Source organism: Streptomyces sp. NPDC007991 (genome assembly GCF_042958445.1).
Lineage (GTDB): Bacteria > Actinomycetota > Actinomycetes > Streptomycetales > Streptomycetaceae > Streptomyces.
Window position 1 is genome coordinate 219,453 of record NZ_JBIBJD010000007.1, and the last position, 20,327, is coordinate 239,779.

Annotated in this window: 18 protein-coding genes and 1 pseudogene; 12 read left to right on the forward strand and 7 right to left on the reverse strand. The window is 72.3% G+C overall.

Going from position 1 to position 20,327, the window contains the following annotated elements:
* Positions 1–70 precede the first annotated feature (70 nt).
* The 3 genes from ACFZDA_RS21630 to ACFZDA_RS21640 all read right to left on the reverse strand — a co-directional run bounded on the left by ACFZDA_RS21630 (position 71) and on the right by ACFZDA_RS21640 (position 3,092).
* Complete coding sequence (locus tag ACFZDA_RS21630; protein ID WP_391083769.1) at positions 71–1,633, reverse strand: protein kinase; 1,563 nt, start codon at positions 1,631–1,633, stop codon at positions 71–73.
* Positions 1,630–2,379: an FHA domain-containing protein gene (locus tag ACFZDA_RS21635; protein ID WP_391083772.1), complete on the reverse strand. Its 750-nt coding sequence runs from the start codon at positions 2,377–2,379 to the stop codon at positions 1,630–1,632. The genes ACFZDA_RS21630 and ACFZDA_RS21635 overlap by 4 nt, the downstream gene beginning before the upstream one ends.
* Before the next feature lie 131 nt (positions 2,380–2,510).
* Positions 2,511–3,092 (reverse strand): hypothetical protein, encoded by a 582-nt coding sequence (locus ACFZDA_RS21640; protein WP_391083774.1) that lies wholly within the window; start codon positions 3,090–3,092, stop codon positions 2,511–2,513.
* A gap of 274 nt (positions 3,093–3,366) precedes the next feature.
* On the opposite strand from ACFZDA_RS21640, the gene ACFZDA_RS21645 reads away from it, so the two are divergent.
* From ACFZDA_RS21645 to ACFZDA_RS21690, 10 genes and pseudogenes are all read left to right on the forward strand, one after another.
* Positions 3,367–4,221: a bifunctional methylenetetrahydrofolate dehydrogenase/methenyltetrahydrofolate cyclohydrolase gene (locus ACFZDA_RS21645; RefSeq protein ID WP_391083777.1), complete on the forward strand. Its 855-nt coding sequence runs from the start codon at positions 3,367–3,369 to the stop codon at positions 4,219–4,221.
* A gap of 124 nt (positions 4,222–4,345) precedes the next feature.
* Positions 4,346–4,810, forward strand: coding sequence for a DUF3017 domain-containing protein (locus ACFZDA_RS21650; RefSeq protein ID WP_391084582.1), 465 nt, complete (start codon positions 4,346–4,348; stop codon positions 4,808–4,810).
* Between the two features lie 388 nt (positions 4,811–5,198).
* Complete coding sequence (locus tag ACFZDA_RS21655) at positions 5,199–6,440, forward strand: DUF2690 domain-containing protein (RefSeq protein WP_391083780.1); 1,242 nt, start codon at positions 5,199–5,201, stop codon at positions 6,438–6,440.
* A 761-nt stretch (positions 6,441–7,201) separates the two neighbouring features.
* Positions 7,202–8,191 (forward strand): malate dehydrogenase, encoded by a 990-nt coding sequence (locus ACFZDA_RS21660; RefSeq protein ID WP_391083783.1) that lies wholly within the window; start codon positions 7,202–7,204, stop codon positions 8,189–8,191.
* 118 nt (positions 8,192–8,309) lie between these two features.
* Positions 8,310–8,491, forward strand: a pseudogene (locus tag ACFZDA_RS21665) (LysR family transcriptional regulator); the annotation flags it as partial.
* 192 nt (positions 8,492–8,683) lie between these two features.
* The gene (locus ACFZDA_RS21670; RefSeq protein WP_391083786.1) at positions 8,684–10,204 is read left to right on the forward strand and encodes an aldehyde dehydrogenase family protein; all 1,521 of its coding nucleotides are present in this window, start codon (positions 8,684–8,686) and stop codon (positions 10,202–10,204) included.
* Positions 10,205–10,277: 73 nt separating this feature from the next.
* A complete protein-coding gene (locus tag ACFZDA_RS21675) occupies positions 10,278–11,807 on the forward strand; it encodes a GMC oxidoreductase (RefSeq protein WP_391083789.1) in 1,530 nt (509 codons plus the stop codon).
* A gap of 32 nt (positions 11,808–11,839) precedes the next feature.
* Positions 11,840–12,910 carry a betaine/proline/choline family ABC transporter ATP-binding protein gene (locus tag ACFZDA_RS21680; protein WP_391083792.1) on the forward strand — a complete coding sequence of 357 codons (1,071 nt, stop codon included), beginning with the start codon at positions 11,840–11,842 and terminating at the stop codon, positions 12,908–12,910.
* Positions 12,910–14,859 (forward strand): ABC transporter permease subunit, encoded by a 1,950-nt coding sequence (locus tag ACFZDA_RS21685; protein ID WP_391083795.1) that lies wholly within the window; start codon positions 12,910–12,912, stop codon positions 14,857–14,859. The genes ACFZDA_RS21680 and ACFZDA_RS21685 overlap by 1 nt, the downstream gene beginning before the upstream one ends.
* Before the next feature lies 1 nt (position 14,860).
* On the forward strand, positions 14,861–15,817 hold the full coding sequence (locus tag ACFZDA_RS21690) for a glycine betaine ABC transporter substrate-binding protein (RefSeq protein WP_391083797.1): 957 nt from the start codon (positions 14,861–14,863) through the stop codon (positions 15,815–15,817).
* 6 nt (positions 15,818–15,823) lie between these two features.
* Here ACFZDA_RS21690 and ACFZDA_RS21695 read toward each other — a convergent pair whose 3' ends face one another.
* The 3 genes from ACFZDA_RS21695 to ACFZDA_RS21705 are packed head-to-tail and all read right to left on the reverse strand — an operon-like array spanning position 15,824 to position 17,501.
* On the reverse strand, positions 15,824–16,543 hold the full coding sequence (locus ACFZDA_RS21695; protein WP_391083800.1) for an isocitrate lyase/phosphoenolpyruvate mutase family protein: 720 nt from the start codon (positions 16,541–16,543) through the stop codon (positions 15,824–15,826).
* Positions 16,540–16,986 carry a carboxymuconolactone decarboxylase family protein gene (locus tag ACFZDA_RS21700; RefSeq protein ID WP_391083803.1) on the reverse strand — a complete coding sequence of 149 codons (447 nt, stop codon included), beginning with the start codon at positions 16,984–16,986 and terminating at the stop codon, positions 16,540–16,542. Before ACFZDA_RS21700 ends, ACFZDA_RS21695 begins: the two co-directional genes overlap by 4 nt.
* Positions 16,983–17,501 carry a carboxymuconolactone decarboxylase family protein gene (locus tag ACFZDA_RS21705; protein ID WP_391083806.1) on the reverse strand — a complete coding sequence of 173 codons (519 nt, stop codon included), beginning with the start codon at positions 17,499–17,501 and terminating at the stop codon, positions 16,983–16,985. The genes ACFZDA_RS21700 and ACFZDA_RS21705 overlap by 4 nt, the downstream gene beginning before the upstream one ends.
* Before the next feature lie 47 nt (positions 17,502–17,548).
* Here ACFZDA_RS21705 and ACFZDA_RS21710 point away from each other — a divergent pair, with 47 nt between their 5' ends.
* Entirely contained in the window at positions 17,549–18,937 is a 1,389-nt protein-coding gene (locus ACFZDA_RS21710) for an aminotransferase class I/II-fold pyridoxal phosphate-dependent enzyme (RefSeq protein ID WP_391083809.1), read from the forward strand.
* 48 nt (positions 18,938–18,985) lie between these two features.
* Positions 18,986–19,453, forward strand: a complete 468-nt coding sequence (locus tag ACFZDA_RS21715) for a carboxymuconolactone decarboxylase family protein (protein WP_391083812.1) — start codon at positions 18,986–18,988, stop codon at positions 19,451–19,453.
* Between the two features lie 71 nt (positions 19,454–19,524).
* On the opposite strand, the gene ACFZDA_RS21720 is transcribed toward ACFZDA_RS21715, so the two are convergent.
* Positions 19,525–20,325 carry an aminotransferase class IV gene (locus ACFZDA_RS21720; RefSeq protein WP_391083815.1) on the reverse strand — a complete coding sequence of 267 codons (801 nt, stop codon included), beginning with the start codon at positions 20,323–20,325 and terminating at the stop codon, positions 19,525–19,527.
* Between the last annotated feature and the right edge of the window lie 2 nt (positions 20,326–20,327).

A 20,327-nucleotide genomic window follows, 5' to 3' on the forward strand; every position in this document is an offset into this window, starting at 1 on the left:
AAACGGTACCCGAGCGGGCCCGTCGGCCTGACGTGCCCGGCGCCCCGGGAGTACCTGTGAACTCTGAGGGTCACTTCTTCGCGGCCGGGGTGTACTCCTTGAGGTAGTGGGCGACGCGGTCGGCGTAGTCGTGGTACTTCGGGGGAACGCCGCCCGCGTCGTTCACGCTCTTGTACGACGTCCGGTACGCGGCGGCGACCAGCACCCGGCGGTCGCCGCGCAGCCCGGCCTCCAGGCGCGGTTCGGCGAAGCACAGATAGCGGGCCATGGCCGGGATGGACTCGGCGGGGGTGAGCGGGGGCCTCGGAGTTTCCTTGGCGGGGACGCCGTCGGCGCGGATCCACCAGCGCAGGATGCTCGGGGTCCAGCGGGCGATTCCGTACTCGCCCTCCTCGCCCGCGTCCGGGTCGGACAGATCGGGGTCGAAGTCGCTCTCGACCTTCAGCATCGCGGCGATGAGCGCCGGGGTGATCTCCGGCTGGACGCAGTCGTGGGCCGAGTCGACGATGAGCCGCCGGTAGGCGACGGGGACGCCCTTGTCGGTGCGCAGTTCGGAGGCGCCGTAGTCGGCGGGGGTCACCTTGCGGGTCTCGCCGGACTTGCTCCCGCCCTCGTCGCCGGGACCGGCCCAGGTGGTGATGCCGTAGCCGAGGGCGGCGACGGCGGCACCGGCCGCCAGGACCGCGATGCGGCGCGAGCGGCGGTGGACCGGGCGCAGGCGGGGCAGGCGGAAGGAACGGTGGCCGGTGCCGACGGCGGCCCGGACGCGGCCGAGCAGGGTCTCGCCGGAGATGCGGTCCCGGTGGGTGCGGGTGAGGCAGGCGGAGATGATCTGCCGCCAGTCGTCGGGCAGTTCGGGCGACAGACGCAGCTCGTCGATGCCGCGGGCGTAGGCGGCGGCCGCGTCGCGGCGGGCTGCCGGAGTCGCGCCGGGCAGCGGGAAGGAGCCGGTGAGGACGAGGTGCGCGAGGACGCCGAAGGCCCAGACGTCGGCCGACGGGCGGATCCTGCGGCCCCGTTCGCCGATCTCGGTCCACAGGAGCTCCGGCGGGGTGTAGTCGGGGGTGGAGAACGCCGGGGTGTAGGCGTGGGTGCCCTCCAGCTCGGCTGCCATGTTGAAGTCGGCGAGGCGGACCGAAGCGTCGTCCATCAGCAGCACGTTGGCCGGCTTCAGGTCGCCGTGCACCCAGCCGGCGCCGTGCAGCTGGGCCAGGCCCTCGCAGATCTGCGCGAGCAGCGCGGGACCGGCCTCGGGCCGGGGCTGCGCGGTGAGCAGGGCGGACAGGGAGCCCCTGGCCCGCTCCAGGACGAGCACGGTGGCGCCGTCCAGCTCCGGCCGGTCCGGGTCGTCGACCGTCAGCGTCTCGTACATCCGCACCAGGCGCGGCTGCTTCAGCCGCCGGTACAGCTCGACCTCCCGCTCGATCAGCTCCCGCAGATGGGTCAGCCGGCGGGGCGTGGCCGTGCCCGTGGGCAGGAACTTCAGGGCGGCCGTCGGGGGCAGCCGCGTGCTCTCTCCGGTGCGCCTGGCCGCGTACACGCTGCCAAAGGCGCCGGTCGCCAGGGGCTCGCGCACCTCCCAGACGCCGACCCGGTAGCCCTTCGGCACCGCGACGGCGTAGGGCTCGCTCACCGGGTCACCCGGCCCGGCGACGGGCCTGCCAGGACGGCCAGATCGTCCTCGCGGACCAGGTCGAACCGGAGCGCCAGCGAGACCAGGGACTCCTTCTTGCCGTTGAGCCGCGGGCCGGTGTCCGCGCTCTCCGGGCCCGGCTTGAGGCGCAGTTTCACAGCGAGGTAGTCGATGTTCCACTGCACGGAGGTGCGGGACGCGGCCGGCCAGGTGGGGCGCAGCCGGTCGGCGACCTGGTCGATGGTGGGCAGCGGGGCGTGCGGGGCGCCGCGCAGGCGCGGTTCGCACAGGGCGGCCAGGACCGCGAAGTAGCGCTTGGTGCGGTCGAGGGAGAAGGCCGGTGCGGTCGTGGCGCCGTCCAGGCCGCCCGTGCCGCTCAGGTAGTCGTGGCGCGGCGCCCACACCTGCAGCGCCAGCAGGTCGCCGGCGGCGGGCAGCACGATCCGGGAGAACTCGAAGGGGATCGGCGCGTCCAGCCGCCCGGGCGCGATCTTGACGTGTTCGCCCGCGCCCTCCGGGTTCTCCACCACGTAGGTCTGTTCGCGGCTGAGGTTGCTGAGGATCCAGAAGGCGCCCTGCGCGGTGATCTCACCGGCCCGGCGGGAGACTCCGTCGTGGGTGATGCGCAGGTCGTTGCCCTGCGCGGACCGGCCGAACGTGAGGCGTTCGCCGGGCGCGAGTCTGATCTGTCCGGGGTTTCGCTCGTCCTCCGTGGTCGGCGGAGGTACCACGATGATGCTGTACAAGGTGCTCTCCCGTGCCTGACAGCTATGGACGTCAGACTAGGGCGACGCACCAGGGCCGTGCCCCCCTCGAACGGGTGAGACACGGCCCTTGGTTGTGATTGGCGCGAACTGGTCCGCCCGCCGGGGTCCGTTCAGTAACGGGGGCGGTTGAACCAGGCCTTGCCGTTGGCATTGCCGACGAACACCGCGACCAGGATGGCCAGGACGGTGTGCACCAGGCCCACGAGGATGAACGGGTAGATGCCGAGGACGGCGGTGATGATGGCGAAGACCAGGATGGTGACGCGGGCGCCGTTGCCGCCGTTCTTGAACTTCGTCGCCAGGACGGCCGCGAACACCAGCCAGGCCAGGCCGAACACGACGTAACCCCAGATCACGCCGGTCGACTGGCCGACCAGGTCCTGGAAGGCGGTGTTCTCCTTGAGGGACTCGTCGTCCTTCGCGGCGTTGAGGGCCGCGGCGGCGAAGGCGAAGAAGCCCACACCGATGACCTGGAGGCCGACGATGACCCACATCATCACGCGGGCCGCGCCCACGGATCCGGGCATCGTCGTCGGCGCGGCGGGACCGCCGTACTGGGACACCGGAGGGGCCTGCGGATAGCCGTACCCGGGCGCCTGCCCCTGCTGCTGCGGGTAGCCGTAGCCCTGCTGCGGCTGCTGCGGCTGCCCCTGGGGAGCGCCGTAGGGATTGTTCGGGTCGCCGTAGCTCATGGGGGCTTTCCTCCGTTGGTCCGAGTGCGGGGACGACGCGTGGCATTCGCACGGAGGAGAGTTCTTCAGACAGCGACCGTCCCCCCGTTGAGCTGCCCGCGGCACTTGTCAGGTCATCGTTCTTCACCACGGACGGGCTTGTCCAGCCGCATTCCCGATGTGTTGTGCAAGTGCAACATCACTGATCATGAGCGGATACGGGAGGAGGGACCCCGCGGTGCCCGTATTGCGGCCGGATTGGAACCGTGGGCGGGTCATCCGCGAGGATGGGGCCATGACCGCCCAGATTCTCGATGGCAAGGCCACCGCAGCCGCGATCAAGTCCGATCTGACCGCCCGCGTGGCGGCGCTGAAGGAGAAGGGCGTCACGCCCGGCCTCGGCACGATCCTGGTCGGGGACGACCCCGGCAGCCAGAAGTACGTCGCCGGCAAGCACCGTGACTGTGCGCAGGTCGGCATCGCCTCCATCCAGCGCGAGCTGCCGGCCACGGCGACGCAGGAGGAGATCGAGGCGGTCGTCCGCGAGCTGAACGAGGACCCGGCCTGCACGGGTTACATCGTGCAGCTGCCGCTGCCCAAGGGCATCGACGAGAACCGCATCCTGGAACTGATGGACCCGGACAAGGACGCGGACGGCCTGCACCCGATGAACCTCGGCCGGCTGGTCCTGAACGAGCCGGCCCCGCTGCCCTGCACCCCCAACGGTGTCCTCACCCTGCTCCGCCGCTACGGCGTGGAGATCAAGGGCGCGGAGGTCGTGGTGGTCGGCCGGGGCGTGACCATCGGCCGGCCGATGCCGCTGCTGCTGACCCGGCGCAGCGAGAACGCGACCGTGACCCAGTGCCACACCGGCACGCGTGATCTGTCGGCGCACCTCAAGCGCGCGGACATCATCGTCGCCGCGGCCGGATCCGCCCATCTGATCCGCCCCGAGGACGTCAAGCCGGGCGCGGCCGTCCTCGACGTCGGTGTCTCCCGCAGCGCCGAGGGCAAGATCGTGGGCGACGTCCACCCGGGCGTGGCCGAGGTCGCCGGCTGGATCTCCCCGAACCCCGGCGGAGTCGGCCCGATGACCCGCGCCCAGCTGCTCGTCAACGTGGTCGAGGCGGCGGAGCGCAGTGTCGGCTGAACGCGACGCGGGGAGCGCGGACAGTGCGCGGAGCGCCTCGGAGGCCGGGAGCGTGGAGAGCGCGCAGGCCGTGCGTGGTGAGCCGGACGCGCCTGGTGTGGTCGATGGTGACACCGATGCCGCGGTGCGCGACGCGGACGGCGATCTCACCGTGCGGGATCCCGTCAGTGCCCCCGATGCCGAGGGGCGGCCGCGGCGGGTCACCCGGAGGTTTCCGCTGTTCACCAAGGACACCGCGCGGCCCGAGGGCGGTGGCCGGGCCGCGCCCGGGGACACGTTCGCGCCGGCGCGGCAGTGGCCCGTCCTCGCCGTGCTGGGGCTGGTCGGGCTCGGGCTGCTGGTGACCGCGTTCGGGCAGTTCCGGCTCGGGACGCTGCTGATCGGCATCGCCCTGCTGGGCGGTGGCGCGCTGCGCTGGCTGCTGCCGGACGTCGGCATGCTCGCCGTCCGCTCCCGGTTCACGGACATCGTCACGTACGGCGTCATGGGTCTGGCGATCGCCCTGCTGGCGATGATGGCGCAGCCGGATCCCTGGCTGCAGATCCCGTTCCTGAAGGACACGCTGCACTTCACGGTCACCAGCGAGTGACGCGGCGGCGGTCCGTCCTCTCCCCCGAGGAAGGACGGGCCGCCGCCACGGCTCACCCTCCTGCACGGCGAACGGCCTGTTCAACGGCTGTCAGTGCGCTGTGGCACGGAAGTGACGGTTCCGGTACGTCCGCCGGGAGATTCGGTATGAAGTGGTGCAAGCACGGGGTCGGTACGGACAATCGGGACGGTCCAGGGTGTATCGCGCGCGGGTCCTGTGCTCCTGTGCGCCCCCGGTCAGGGAACTGAGATCCTGGGTGAGCGCATCCCTGTGGGTAGCCAGAACGGGGACTCGGCCGATGCCGCGGGCGGGCGGGGGCGAACAGCGCGCGGGACAGAACAGCACTACCGGGGGGAAGAGGGGGGAAGCAATGCCTCGTTGGAGGGCCTTGCCGGATGAACTCGATCCGCAGATCAGGGAGTTCACCAGCCAGCTGCGCAGGCTCGTGGACCGCAGTGGTCTGAGCATCGCGTCGGTGGCGGACCGCACGGGTTACAGCAAGACGTCGTGGGAGCGCTATCTGAACGGCCGGCTGCTCGCGCCCAAGGGCGCGATCGTGGCGCTGGCCGAGGTCACCGGGACCAACCCGGTGCACCTCACCACCATGTGGGAGCTCGCCGAGCGTGCCTGGAGCCGCTCGGAGATGCGGCACGACATGACGATGGAGGCCATCCGGATCTCCCAGGCGCGCGCCGCGCTGGGCGAGTTCGGCGGGCAGGACTTCGGGAGCCCCTCGGCCGGCGCCAAGGACGACGGCAGGACGGCCGCCGCGGGCGGTGGCGGTACGACCCGCAGAAGCGGCAGCGCCACGGTGACGCCGGGGATCGCGGGCCCGGCGGGCGTGGCCCCGACCGTGCCGCCGCAGCCGACGGCGCCCGAGGTGCAGGACTCCACCGGCAGCGGCGGGGCCGGGGTCAACTCGTGGGGCGTCGCCGGGTACCAGGGCCCGTCCCAGAGTCGTGGGCGCACCACCGGCACGGCAACCGGCGCCACGCCCGGCCCGGGCCCGGGAACGACCCGGATGCCGGGCGTCGGGCCGGACGCGTACGGCACACCGCCGCGGGACGCCGTCCCGGCGGGCGCGGGTGGTTCCGGCGGCCCGGGCGGCTCCGGCGGGCCGGGGGGCTCCGGCAGCTCTGCCGCCAAGCGGCGGACGGGGATGTTCCTCGCGGGTGTCGTGGGCGTGCTCGTGGTGATCGCCGGCGCCTTCTACCTCACCGGTGGCGGTGGCGACGACGAGGCCAAGGGCGGCACCAAGTCGCCCACGCCGAGCGCCACGAACCAGGATCTGCCGCCCGGCGTGAAGTGCAGCGGCGACGGTTGCGACGGCAAGGACGCGGAGAACATGGGGTGCAGTGGTGACCTGGTGACCACGGCCCAGACCGCGACCGTCGGCGCGACCGTCGTCGAGGTCCGCTACAGCGAGACCTGCAAGGCGGCCTGGGGCCGGATCACCCAGGCGGCCCAGGGAGACGAGGTCCAGGTCAGCGCGGGCAAGGCGAAGCACACCGGGAGCATCACGGCCACGGGCGACACGATCGCCTACACCCCGATGGTCTCCGTCAAGAGCGCCACCGACGCGAAGGCCTGCGCCACCCTGGCCTCCGGCGAGCAGGGCTGCACGAAGTAAGGGGCAGCCGCCGCCTGCACCCGGCGGGGGTGTGGCGCGGGGCACCTCGTGCCGGGTGGGGCCCAGTGGCCTGGCCGCAGCGCCCGGGGAGCGCTGCTCCTGCGTGCGGGCCGGCTTCCCGGCCGGGGCTGGGGTCCGGCCGGCGCCTGGCACGCGGGTGTCTTGTCCCGCGCGGGGCGGGTGGCTTCTGGACGGGCTCGGAGGCGGGGTGCGGTGCGCGCGGCGGGTTGGCCTGTGCTCGGCGGGTGCCGGGCTGGCGGGTGCCCGGCATGCGGCGGGTGCCTCGCGCCGGGTGTGGTCGAGCACTTGGCCGGGGTGGCCCGGACTTGAGCCCCGCCCGGAGGGTGTGCCGGGCTTTGGGCCGGGCCGGGTTCCGGTGCCGTTCTGGGTGGCGGGTGCCTGACTTGGGGTCGGAGGTCCGCTGAGCCGGTGAGTGCCCGGCACACCGCGGAGTGCCCCGCGGGAGGAATTTCCGCGAGGCGGGCATGGGTGGGGGAATCCGGGGCACGCGAACCGTACCCCCACGGGAGTCCGGCTTGGTCGGTTCCCCCCGGCGGCCGCCTTCGTCCTCCTCTCCCGGACGGGCGGCCGCCTTTTTGTACGGGTGTCGGGTGGGTTGTGGGGTGGGCCACACCGACCCGGCCGTGCGGGATCCCGGATGCGCGATAGCCTGACCGCTGGATCGATCTCTTGACGCCAAGAGATCGATCAAACGTCCGGGGCAGGGACGCCCCACCGCCAGCTGTCATACGGAGAACGCCATGACCCGCACTCCCGTGAACGTCACCGTCACCGGCGCGGCCGGCCAGATCGGTTACGCCCTGCTCTTCCGCATCGCCTCCGGTCAGCTGCTCGGCGCGGACGTGCCGGTGAAGCTGCGCCTGCTGGAGATCACGCCCGCCCTGAAGGCCGCGGAGGGCACGGCCATGGAGCTGGACGACTGCGCGTTCCCGCTCCTGGAGGGCATCGACATCACGGACGACCCGAACGTCGCCTTCGACGGCACGAACGTGGGCCTGCTCGTCGGCGCCCGCCCCCGCACCAAGGGCATGGAGCGCGGCGACCTGCTGGAGGCCAACGGCGGCATCTTCAAGCCGCAGGGCAAGGCCATCAACGACCACGCCGCGGACGACGTCAAGGTCCTCGTCGTCGGCAACCCGGCCAACACCAACGCGCTCATCGCCCAGGCCGCCGCGCCGGACGTACCCGCCGAGCGGTTCACGGCCATGACCCGCCTGGACCACAACCGCGCCCTGACCCAGCTCGCGAAGAAGACCGGCTCCACGGTCGCCGACATCAAGCGGCTCACGATCTGGGGCAACCACTCCGCCACCCAGTACCCGGACATCTTCCACGCCACGGTCGCCGGCAAGAACGCCGCGGAGGTCGTGAGCGACGAGAAGTGGCTGGCCGAGGACTTCATCCCGACCGTCGCCAAGCGCGGTGCCGCGATCATCGAGGCCCGTGGCGCGTCCTCGGCCGCGTCGGCCGCCAACGCCGCGATCGACCACGTGTACAGCTGGGTCAACGGCACGGCCGACGGCGACTGGGTTTCGATGGGGATTCCGTCGGACGGTTCGTACGGCGTCCCGGAGGGTCTGATCTCCTCCTTCCCGGTCACCTGCAAGGACGGTAAGTACGAGATCGTCCAGGGCCTGGAGATCAACGAGTTCTCCCGCGCCCGGATCGACGCCTCCGTCAAGGAGCTCGAGGAGGAGCGCGAGGCGGTCCGCGGTCTCGGCCTCATCTGACCGGAGCCCCTCCCCGTTCGCGCGCAGGCCCCGTACCGGTTCCATCCGGTGCGGGGCCTGCGGGCTGTCCGGCGCCCTTCCGGGAGCCCCCGTACCCGGCGACCACCGCCGCGTGGTGGCGCCGGAGGTGCGGGAGGAGTCGCTTACGAGGACCGGATGCCGGGGGTCGTCCGGGCCGGGCATCCGCTGCTGGAGGGCGAGTTGACGCCCGAGCGGTTCGCCCTGGGGGCCGATCACCTGACCGTCTCCCGGCGGGGGAAGCCGTACGGGCCGGTGGACGAGGCGCTCGCCGAACTCGGTGGGACTCCCGTCACGCTATCGACCTCGTTCCATGCCTGATTTGCCCCTGATTGCCCGCATCTCCAGTGACACAGCGCACTTTCGGCCACGGATCGTGCATGCATCCGGGGGAGAGGGGCAGGCGCACTCGGTCTCTTAGTGACACATGTGTGACACAGGGGCGCTGATCAGGAACGGAAGGCGAAAGCGATCATGGCGGAAAGCAACGAACTGCAGGCGCGCAGCACCATCCACGCGGGAGGGGAATGGCGTGCGGCCGTCTCCGGCGCCACGCGCGAGATCCTCGACCCCGCGGACGCCCTGCCGTTCGCCGTGGTCGCGGAGGGCGACGAGAAGGACACCGATCTGGCGATAGCCGCCGCCCGGCGCGCCTTCGACGAGGGGGAGTGGCCGCGCACGCCCGTCGGCGAGCGGGCCGCGCTGCTGCGGCGCGTCGCCGACCTGCTTGAGCGCGACCGCGAGCGGCTCGGGCTGCTGGAGAGCCGCGACGCCGGCAAGACCGTCGAGGAGGGCCGCGTCGACATCGACGACGTCGCCCGCGCCTTCCGCTACTTCGCCGACCTGGTCGCCGGCGAGTCACCCGGCCGGGTCGTGGACGCCGGCTCGCCCGACATCCACAGCGTCGTCGTGCACGAGCCCATCGGCGTCTGCTCGATGATCACGCCCTGGAACTACCCGCTGCTCCAGGCCAGCTGGAAGATCGCCCCGGCGCTGGCCGCCGGGAACACCTTCGTCATCAAGCCGAGCGAGATCACCCCGATGACCACCATCGCGCTGATCGAGCTGCTCGTCGAGGCCGGACTGCCCGCCGGGGTCGCCAACATCGTGACCGGGCCGGGGCATTCGGTCGGCGCCCGCCTCTCCGAGCACCCCGACGTCGACCTGGTCTCCTTCACCGGCGGCCTGATCAGCGGCACCAAGGTGGCCCAGGCCGCCGCGCCGACCGTGAAGAAGGTCGCCCTCGAACTCGGCGGCAAGAACCCCAACGTCGTCTTCGCCGACGCCTGCGCCACCGACGAGGGCTTCGACACCGCCGTCGACCAGGCCCTCAACGCCGCGTTCATCCACAGCGGCCAGGTCTGCTCGGCCGGCGCCCGCCTCATCATCGAGGAGTCCGTGCGGGACCGCTTCGTCGCCGAACTCGCCCGCAGGGCCGAGAAGATCCGCCTCGGCCGCGGCACCGAGGCCGGCGTCGAGTGCGGCCCGCTGGTCTCCGAGCAGCAGCGCGCCAAGGTCGAGAGGTACGTCGAGTCCGCCCTGAAGGAGGGCGCCGTGCTGCGCTCCGGCGGCAAGCGGCCCGACCCCTCCCCGCAGCGCCCGAAGAACGGCTACTTCTACGAGCCGACCGTCCTCGACCACTGCCACCGCGAGATGCGCGTCGTACGGGAGGAGGTCTTCGGGCCGGTCCTCACCGTCGAGACCTTCCGCACCGAGGACGAGGCCGTCACCCTCGCCAACGACACCGAGTACGGTCTCGCGGGCGGCGTCTGGACCTTTGACGCGGGCCGCGCCCGGCGCGTGGCCGGCCGGCTGCGGCACGGCACGATCTGGATCAACGACTTCCACCCCTACCTGCCGCAGGCGGAATGGGGCGGTTTCGGCAAGAGCGGAGTGGGCCGCGAACTCGGCCCGGCCGGCCTCGCCGAGTACCGCGAGACCAAGCACGTCTACCAGAACCTCGCACCCGAGCCGGTGCGCTGGTTCGCGGGCTGACCTCCCCACGCCTCACCCTCCGAGCCCGGTCCCTTCGTCCCCTCTGGTTCATCCCCTCTGGAGCAAGCACGCCATGTCCCACAACCACGAGTACGACTATGTCGTGATAGGCGGCGGAACAGCCGGTTCCGTCATTGCCTCCCGCCTGACCGAGAACCCCGACGTCTCCGTCGCCGTCATCGAGGGCGGCCCCAGCGACGTCGGCCGCGACGACGTGCTGACCCTGCGCCGCTGGATGGGCCTGCTGGGCGGCGAGCTCGACTACGACTACCCCACCACCGAGCAGCCACGCGGAAATTCGCACATCCGGCACAGCCGGGCCCGGGTCCTCGGCGGCTGTTCCTCGCACAACACGCTGATCGCGTTCAAGCCGCTGCCCGCCGACTGGGACGAGTGGGAGGCCGCGGGCGCCAAGGGCTGGGGCGCGGTGCAGATGGAGGCGTACTTCGCGCGCCTGCTCAACAACATCGTCCCGGTCGACGAGCAGGACCGGAACGCCATCGCCCGCGACTTCGTCGACGCGGCCCAGGAGGCGCTGGGCGTGCCGCGCGTGGAGGGCTTCAACCAGAAGCCGTTCACCGAGGGCGTCGGCTTCTTCGACCTCGCCTACCACCCCGAGAACAACAAGCGGTCCTCGGCGTCGGTGGCGTATCTGCACCCGGTGATGGACGAGCGCCCCAACCTCACGATCCTGCTGGAGACCTGGGCGTACAAGCTGGAGCTGGACGGCGACCGCGCCGAGGGCGTGCACGTGCGCACCAAGGACGGCGAGGAGATCCTCGTCAAGGCCCGTAACGAGGTCCTGCTCTGTGCCGGCGCCGTCGACTCGCCCCGGCTGCTGATGCACTCCGGCATCGGCCCGAAGGCGGATCTGGAGAGGCTCGGCATCCCCGTCACGCACGACCTGCCGGGTGTCGGCGAGAACCTGCTCGACCACCCCGAGTCGGTCATCGTCTGGGAGACCAACGGCCCCATCCCGGAGAACTCCGCGATGGACTCGGACGCGGGCCTGTTCGTGCGCCGCGACCCCGAACTGCCGCACCCCGACCTGATGTTCCACTTCTACCAGATCCCGTTCACGGACAACCCGGAGCGACTGGGCTACCGGCGGCCGGAGTTCGGCGTCTCGATGACCCCGAACATCCCCAAGCCCAAGAGTCGCGGCCGGCTCTACCTGACGAGCGCCGACCCCGAGGTCAAGCCCGCCCTGGACTTCCGCTACTTCACCGACGAGGACGACTACGACGGCCGCACCCTCGTCGACGGCATCAAGATCGCCCGCGAGATCGCCAAGACCGAACCGCTGGCCGGCTGGCTCAAGCGCGAGGTGGCCCCCGGCCCGGACGTCACCGGCGACGAGGAGCTCGGCGAGTACGCCCGCAAGGTCGCCCACACCGTCTACCACCCCGCAGGCACCTGCAAGATGGGCGACGCCGACGACCGGCTGGCCGTCGTCGACCCCGAGCTGCGCATCCGCGGCCTGGAGGGCATCCGCATCGCCGACGCCTCCGTGTTCCCCACCATGACCACCGTGAACCCGATGATCGGCGTGCTCATGGTCGGGGAGCGTGCCGCCGAGCTGATCGGTGGTGGTGCCAAGTGACCTCGACCCTCGAACCCCCCACGGAGCAGACCATGGACACGACCCCCGTCTTCTCGGTGGAGGGCCTGTGGAAGGTGTTCGGCCCCAAGGCCGACCGCGTTCCCGCCGACCCCGAGCTCACCGCCCTCGACCTCGCCGAGCTGCGCGAGCGCACCGGCTGCACGGCCGCCGTCCGGGACGTCAGCTTCGACGTGCGCAAGGGCGAGGTCTTCGTCGTCATGGGCCTGTCCGGCTCCGGCAAGTCCACGCTGGTGCGCTGTCTGACCCGGCTGATCGAGCCGACGGCGGGCACCATCGCCATCGACGGCGAGGACGTCCGCGCCATGGACCGCTCCCGGCTGCGCGAACTGCGCCGCCACCGCGCCGCCATGGTCTTCCAGCACTTCGGCCTGCTGCCGCACCGCACGGTCATCGACAACGTCGCCTACGGCCTGGAGATCCAGGGCATGGGCAAGGCCGAGCGGCGTGAGCGGGCCGCCGAGGTCGTCGCCAAGGTCGGCCTGGAAGGCATGGAGCACCGCCGCCCCGGCCAGCTCTCCGGCGGCCAGCGGCAGCGCGTCGGCCTCGCCCGCGCGCTCGCCGTCGACCCCGAAGTCCTGCTGTTCGACGAGCCGTTCAGCGCGCTCGACCCCCTCATTCGGCGTGAGATGCAGGAAGAAGTGGTCCGGCTGCACCACGAGGAGGGCCGCACCATGGTCTTCATCACCCACGACCTCCAGGAGGCCCTGAAGCTGGGCGACCGCATCGCCCTGATGCGCGACGGCCGGGTCGTCCAGCTCGGCACGCCCGAGGAGATCGTGGGCTCGCCCGCCGACGACTACGTCCGCGAGTTCGTCCGGGACGTCCCGCGCGAGCAGGTCATGACCGTCCGTACGGCCATGCGCCGCCCCACGGCGGACCAGGACGGCAGCGGACCGGCGGTCCGGCCCGAGGCGACGGTCTCCGAGGCCATCGAGGCGGTCGCCCGCGCCGGCGCACCGGCCCGTGTCATGGACAAGGGCCGCTGCGTGGGCGTGGTCGACTCCGACACCCTGCTCGGCGTCGTCGCCGGTACGGAGCAGCCCGCCCCGCCGGGGACCGAGCAGCCCAAGGAGGCGGTGTGATGGCGACCATCACCGCATCCCCGCCCCGTGTGGGCCTGCCCGGCATCCTCAAGCGCCCCGCTGTCCGCAAGCTTGTCTTCCTGGCCGTCGCGGCGGCGATCCTCGTCCCGCTGGCGAACGCCCGCTGGGCGAGCGGCACCTGGCCGAGCGCCCTGACCGTCGACTTCTCCGAGCCGCTCGCCAAGGCCAGCGACTGGATCATCGACAACCGCGACAGCCACCCGCTGTTCCTGTACTTCCTCGGCCACGTCAGCAACGTCGTCGTCATCGCCGTACGGGCCGTCTACCTCACGCTCCTCGCCATCGGCTGGGCGGGCGTCACGGCCCTGGGCGCGCTGGTCGCCTGGCGCGTCGCGGGCGTGCGGCTCGCCCTCGGCACGGGCACCGCGTTCCTGGCCTGCGGCCTGCTCGGCATGTGGGTGCCGACCATGCAGACGCTCGCCCTGATGGTCGTCGCGGTCGTCGCGTCGGTCGTGGTGGGCCTGCTGCTCGGGCTCGCCGCCGGGCTGTCCGACCGGATGGACCGCGTCCTGCGCCCCGTCCTGGACACCATGCAGGTACTCCCGGCCTTCGCCTACCTGCTGCCGGTCGTGCTGATCTTCGGTATCGGCGTCCCGGCGGCCGTCCTGGCCACCGTCATCTACGCCGCCCCGCCCATGGCCCGGCTCACCTCGCTCGGGCTGCGCGGCGCCGACAAGGAGGTGCTGGAGGCGGTCCAGTCACTCGGTTCCACCGCACGCCAGCGGCTGCTGACCGCCCGTCTCCCGCTGGCCCGCAAGGAACTCCTCCTCGGCGTCAACCAGGCGATCATGATGGCGCTGTCCATGGCCGTCATCGCGGCCGTCATCGGTGCGGGCGGTCTCGGTGACCGCGTCTACCAGGCGCTGGCCTCGGTCGACGTGGGCGCCGCGCTCGCCGCCGGTATCCCGATCGTGCTGCTGGCCGTCGTCCTGGACCGCGTCACCGGCGCGGCGGGGGAGCGGCTCGGCGCCGAACCGGAGCCCCGGCGCGGGCTCGGCTGGCTCCTCGCCCTGGCCGGTGTCGTCGCCGTGGCGGTCGCCGGGCGTCTCGCGGGCCGGCTCGACTGGCCCGACTCCTGGGTCGTCGGCATCGCCGAGCCCGTCAACCGCGTGGTCGACTGGATGACCGCGCACCTCTACTCGGGTGTCCCCGTGATCGGCGGCACCGCCGACTGGGCCGGCCACTTCACCACCTGGGTCCTCGACCCGATGCGTGACGGCCTGCAGTGGCTGCCCTGGTGGTCGGTCCTGCTGATCGTCGCCGCGCTGGCCTGGGTGATCGGCACCTGGCGCACCGCGCTGACCGCCGTCCTCGCCATGGCCGCGATCGGCGCGCTCGGCGTCTGGAAGCCGTCCCTCGACACCCTGTCGCAGGTCCTCGCGGCCGTCGTCGTCACCCTCGTCGTCGGCTTCGCCACCGGCATCGCGGCGGCCCGCAGCGACCGTCTGGAGCGGCTGCTGCGCCCGGTCCTGGACGTCTTCCAGACGATGCCGCAGTTCGTGTACCTGATCCCGGTCGTCGCCCTGTTCGGCGTCGGCCGCGCCCCGGCCGTCGCCGCCGCGATCGTGTACGCGCTCCCGGCCGTCGTCCGGATCACCACCCAGGGCCTGCGCCAGGTCGACCCGGCCGCGCTGGAGGCCTCCGGCTCGCTCGGCGCGACCAGCTGGCAGCAACTGCGGCAGGTCCAGCTCCCGCTGGCCCGCCCGGCCCTGCTGCTCGCCGTCAACCAGGGCCTGGTCCTGGTCCTCGCCGTCGTCGTCATCGGCGGCCTGGTCGGCGGCGGCGCCCTCGGCTACGACGTCGTCTTCGGCCTCGCCCAGGGCGATCTGGCGACCGGTCTGGTGGCCGGCGCGGCGATCGTCTGCCTCGGCCTGATGCTCGACCGGGTGACCCAGCCCACCGAACGCCGCGCGAAGAAGGGAGCGTGACATGCGATTCCGTACCTCCGCCGCGGTCGCCGCGGTGAGCTCCCTGGCGCTGCTCACCGGCTGCGGTGCCGCCGACATGACCAAGCAGGCCTCGCCCTTCGCCAATGCGCAGGGCGCCAAGACCGTGACCCTGTCCGTGCAGTCCTGGGTGGGTGCCCAGGCCAACGTGGCCGTCGCCCAGTACATCCTGGAGCACGAGCTGGGCTACCGCGTCGACACCGTCCAGGTCGACGAGGTGCCCGCCTGGGACGCCCTGAGCCAGGGCCGCGTCGACGCGATCCTGGAGGACTGGGGCCACCCCGAGCAGGAGCAGCGGTACGTCAAGGACAAGAAGACCATCGCCGCCGGCGGTGAACTCGGCGTCACCGGCCACATCGGCTGGTTCGTCCCGACGTACCTCGCCAAGCAGCACCCGGACATCACGAACTGGAAGAACCTCAACAAGTACTCCCACTTGTTCCGCACCCCGGAGAGCGGCGACAAGGGCCAGCTGATGGACGGTTCGCCGTCCTACGTCACCAACGACAAGGCGCTGGTGAAGAACCTGAAGCTGGACTACCAGGTGGTGTTCGCCGGGTCCGAGGCCGCGCAGATCACGCAGATGCGGCAGTTCGCCAAGGAGAAGAAGCCCTTCCTCACCTACTGGTACTCGCCGCAGTGGCTGTTCAAGAAGGTCCCCATGACCGAGGTGAAGCTGCCGCCGTACAAGGAGGGCTGCGACGCCGACCCGGAGAAGGTCGCCTGCGCCTATCCGCACACGCCGCTGCAGAAGTACCTGAACTCGGGCTTCGCGAAGAACGGCGGCAAGGCGGCGGCCTTCCTGAAGAAGTTCAAGTGGACGACCGAGGACCAGAACGAGGTCTCCCTGATGATCGCCGACAAGAAGATGACGCCGGAGGACGCGGCGAAGAAGTGGGTGGACAGCCACAAGTCCACGTGGAAGAAGTGGCTGTCCTGACCGTCCCTACGGCCGCAGGTCGGCGGCGATCTCCCGCAGCGCGCGGGCGGCCCGCCGCTGGAGCCCCGGCCCGAAGGTGATCCGGGTGGCCCCTCGCGCGCCGAGTTCGGCGGGCGAGGGGCCCTCGCCCGGCACGGCACCGATGTTGATCGGCCCCTGGATGCCGGCCCGCAGCAGCGGCAGCAGCTGAGGCGGGGCCTCGATCGGGTAGACGCAGTCGGCGCCTGCGGCGACGTACAACGCGGCCCGCTCAAGGGCCCGTTCGGGATCGGCGACCCCGCAGGCGAAGGTGTCCACGCGCGCGTTGACGAAGAGCCGGTCGCCGGCCGCCTGACGCACCTCGGCCAGCCAGTCGGCGTGCGCACGGGGGTCCTTCAGCACCCCGTCCTCGGAGTCCTCCAGGTTGCAGCCCACCGCCCCGGCCTCCAGCAGCCGCTCCACGAGCTCCCTCGGCGCGAGCCCGTACCCGCCCTCCACGTCCGCCGACACCGGCACGTCCACGGCCCGGATGATCCGGGCGACCGCCGCGAACATCTCGTCGGCCGGGACCTGCCCGTCCTCGTAGCCGAGGGAGGCGGCGACCCCGGCACTGGGCGTGGCCAGCGCCGGGAACCCGGCCTCGGCGAAGACCCGGGCGCTGGCCGCGTCCCACGGCCCGGGCAGCACGAGGGGATCGCCCGGCGCCCGGTGCTGATGGAGCGCGCGGAACACATCGGCCTTGCTCATGGCGTGTAACCCCCTGGCGGAATCCGGCGACCGACCATCACCCGGTTCCAGTTGTTGATGGCGACGACCAGAGCGATCAGATGGGCCAGCCGGACCTCGTCGAAGTGCTTCGCGGCCCGCTCGTACACCTCGTCCGGCACAAAACCGTCCGTCAACACCGTCACCGCCTCCGTCAGCGCGAGCGCGGCCCGCTCCCGCTCGTCGAAGACGTCCCCGGCCTCTTCCCAGGCCGCCAGCAGATCGAGCTGCTTCTCGCTCACGCCGTGCTCGCGGGCCAGCGCGAGGTGCATGTCGAGGCAGAACGCGCAGTGGTTGAGCTGCGAGGCGCGGATCACCACGAGTTCGGCGAGGGCCGGGTCGCCCAGGCCCTGCTTGGCGGCCTTGCTGAGCGCGGACATGGCCCGGCCCACCGCCGGATCCAACAGCCTGGTCCGGGCCGTCACTTGTACTGCCCCGGCTGGTAGTGCCCCGGCGTCATCCGGCAGGTCACCCCGAACCGGTTCCAGGCGTTGATCACCGTGATCGCGGCGATCAGCTGCGACAGCTCGGCCTCCCCGAAGTGCTTCGCGGCGTTCTCGTACACCGCGTCCGGCACGAAACCGTCCGTCAACACCGTCACGGCCTCCGTCAGCTCCAGGGCCGCGAGCTCCTTCGCGGTGTAGAAGTGCCGCGACTCGTCCCAGGCGCTGAGCTGCACGATCCGCTCGACGCTCTCGCCCGACGCGAGGGCGTCCTTGGTGTGCATGTCGATGCAGAAGGCGCAGTGGTTGATCTGCGAGGCGCGGATCTTCACCAGCTCGTACAGCTTGTGGTCCAGGCCCTGCCGGGCGGCCGTGTCGAGCCGGATCATGGCCTTGTAGACCTCCGGCGCGTGCTTGGCCCACTCCAGGCGGGCGGGCTGCTCGGCGGCGTACTCCACGGTCGTCGAACCGGTCGGGTCATCGCTGTGCGTCGTCATGCCCTCGACCCTAGAAGGAAAGCAGCCCAGGGGTATGGTCCATTTCCATGGCGGATCAGTGGGCCACTCTGGGCATCGACCTGCATCTGGAGCCGACCGGCCCGGGCCTGCGCCGGGGGCTGACCGACGCCCTGCGCGAGGCGGTGCGCTCCGGCCGGCTGGCCCCCGGCACCCGGCTGCCCTCCTCCCGCGCGCTCGCCGCCGACCTGGGCATCGCCCGCAACACGGTCGCCGACGCCTACGCCGACCTGGTCGCCGAGGGCTGGCTCAGCGCCCGGCAGGGCTCGGGAACCCGGGTCGCGCAGCGGACGGTGGTGCCGCCGGCCGGCACGGCGCCCCACCCCCGCGAACACACCCGGCCCGCCTACGACCTGCGCCCCGGCAGCCCCGACCTCGCGTCCTTCCCGCGCGCACAGTGGCTCAAGGCGGCCCGCCGCGCCCTCACCGCCGCCCCCTGCGACGCGCTGGACTACGGCGACCCCCGGGGCCGCCCCGAGCTGCGGGCCGCGCTCGCCGGCTACCTCTCCCGGGCCCGGGGCGTACGCGCCGACCCCGAACGGATCGTGGTGTGCTCCGGGTTCGGGCACGGCCTGCGGCTGCTCGGCACGGCGCTGCGGGCGCGCGGCGCACGGACGGTCGCCGTCGAGTCCTACGGGCTCGATGTGCACTGGAAACTCCTGGCCGGGGCCGGTCTGCGCACCGTCCCGCTGCCCTTCGACCGGCTGGGCACCGACCCCGGTGACCTGTCCGGTGCCGACGCGGTCCTCCTCACCCCCGCCCACCAGTTCCCCATGGGTCTCCCCCTGCACCGCGACCGGCGCGCGGCCGTCGTGGACTGGGCCCGCCGCACCGGCGGCCTGGTGCTGGAGGACGACTACGACGGCGAGTTCCGCTACGACCGTCAGCCCGTGGGCGCGCTCCAGGGCCTGGACCCCGACCGGGTGGTCTACCTGGGCACCGCGAGCAAGTCCCTGGCCCCCGGGCTGCGGCTGGCCTGGATGGTGCTGCCGCCGGGCCTCGTGCGGGAGACCGCCGCGGCCAAGGGCGGGATCGACACCTGCGGGGTGCTGGACCAGCTGACCCTGGCCGAGTTCCTCGGCACCGGGGCATACGACCGCCATGTCCGGGCGACCCGCCTGCGCTACCGGCGCCGCCGCGACGCCCTGGTCACCGCCGTCGCGGACCGGGCCCCCGAGGCCCGCGTCACCGGTATCGCGGCCGGGCTGCACGTCCTGCTGCGGCTGCCGCCCGGCACCGAGCAGCCGGTGGTGCAGGCGGCGCACTGGCGGGGACTCGCGCTCCACGGACTCACCCGCTACCGGCACGCCGCCGCGCTCGCCGAGCCGCCCGACGCCCTCGTCGTCGGCTACGGGACACCCCCGGACCACGCGTGGTCCGGGGCGCTGGACGCGCTGTGCACGGTACTGCCCGGATAATCGCTCGAATTGCCCTCGGGAATGCCGCCCAACGGATATGGTCACCCCATGAGCGAAAGCATTTCCCGGTCCCGCGTGGCCCTGAAGAAAATAACGCCCGACGTCTCCGCCGCCATGGGCTCCCTGCATGCCGCAGCCGTTTCCGCGGCCCAGGACGCCAAACTCGAACCGGAACTGCTGGAACTGGTCAGGATCCGTGCCTCGCAGATCAACGGCTGCGCGTTCTGCATCGACATGCACACCAGGGACGCCCGCGGCCGGGGCGAGGCCGAGCAGCGCATCTACGCCCTGAACGCCTGGCGGGAGACGCCGTTCTTCACCGAACGCGAGCGTGCGGCACTGGCGTTGACCGAGGCGGTGACGCTCGTCCACGACGGCCACGTCCCGGACGCGGTGTACGCCGAGGCGGCCGGGGTCTTCGACGAGAACCAGATCGCGGCGCTCATCTGGTCGGCCACGGTCATCAACGCGTACAACCGGCTCGCGATTGCGACGCGTATGGCGCCGAAGAGCTGAAAAAAAGAATTGAAGCAGCCAGCGGAAAACACGCCGGGTCGAATTCGACCCGGCGTCGTCATTTCCTCGGCTCAATCGGCCGGCAGCGGCTCCATGAGGCCGTCCAGCCAGTTCCGCCATTCCCCGGCCCGCCGCGCCGCAGGCACCCGCATCGGGCGGCCGACCCAGCCCGTCACGGGCCGGATCCCGTGCAGCGCGTTCACCAGCCACACCTCACGGCCGTCCAGCTCGGCCACGGTCCGCTCCCGGAGCGCGATCCGGATCCCGGACCGCAGCGCCCGCTCCTGGACCAGCCCGGACGTCACCCCCGGCAGGACGGGCAGCCGGGGCGGCGGCAGGCACAGGGTGTCGTCCTCCCACCACAGCACGCTGGCCGTGGCCGACTCCAGCACCGTGCCCGAGGGCGCGATCAGCACCGCCTCCTGGGCGCCCTCGCCGGCCGCCCGGCGCCGCACCCGGGCCAGGGCGTCCAGGTCCGGGCCCTTACGACGGGGCACGGTCCGCGGATCGGACTGGCCCGCCGCCCACAGGCGCACCCCCGTGCCCAGCGGCGGAGCGGGCCGCAGCAGCAGCCGCAACTCCAGGGAGCCCGCCGCGAGTTCCACCCGGGGGAACCACGCACCCGTGCGCGGCAGCAGGGCCGTCACGTCCTGCCAGAACGCGACGAGCCGGCGCGGATCCGGCCCGCCGCAGTCGCCGCAGGCCCGCGCGAACCGCTCCCGGTGCCGGTCGTACGCCCGCACCCGGCCCTCGCGCACCAGCCACGAGTCCGCGACGAGCAGCCGCCCCCCGGCCGACCGGCCCTCGGCCGGGGCCAGGCCCCGGCCGGGCGCCCACGTCCACAGGCCCTCCGCCACCACCGCTCCGGTCACCG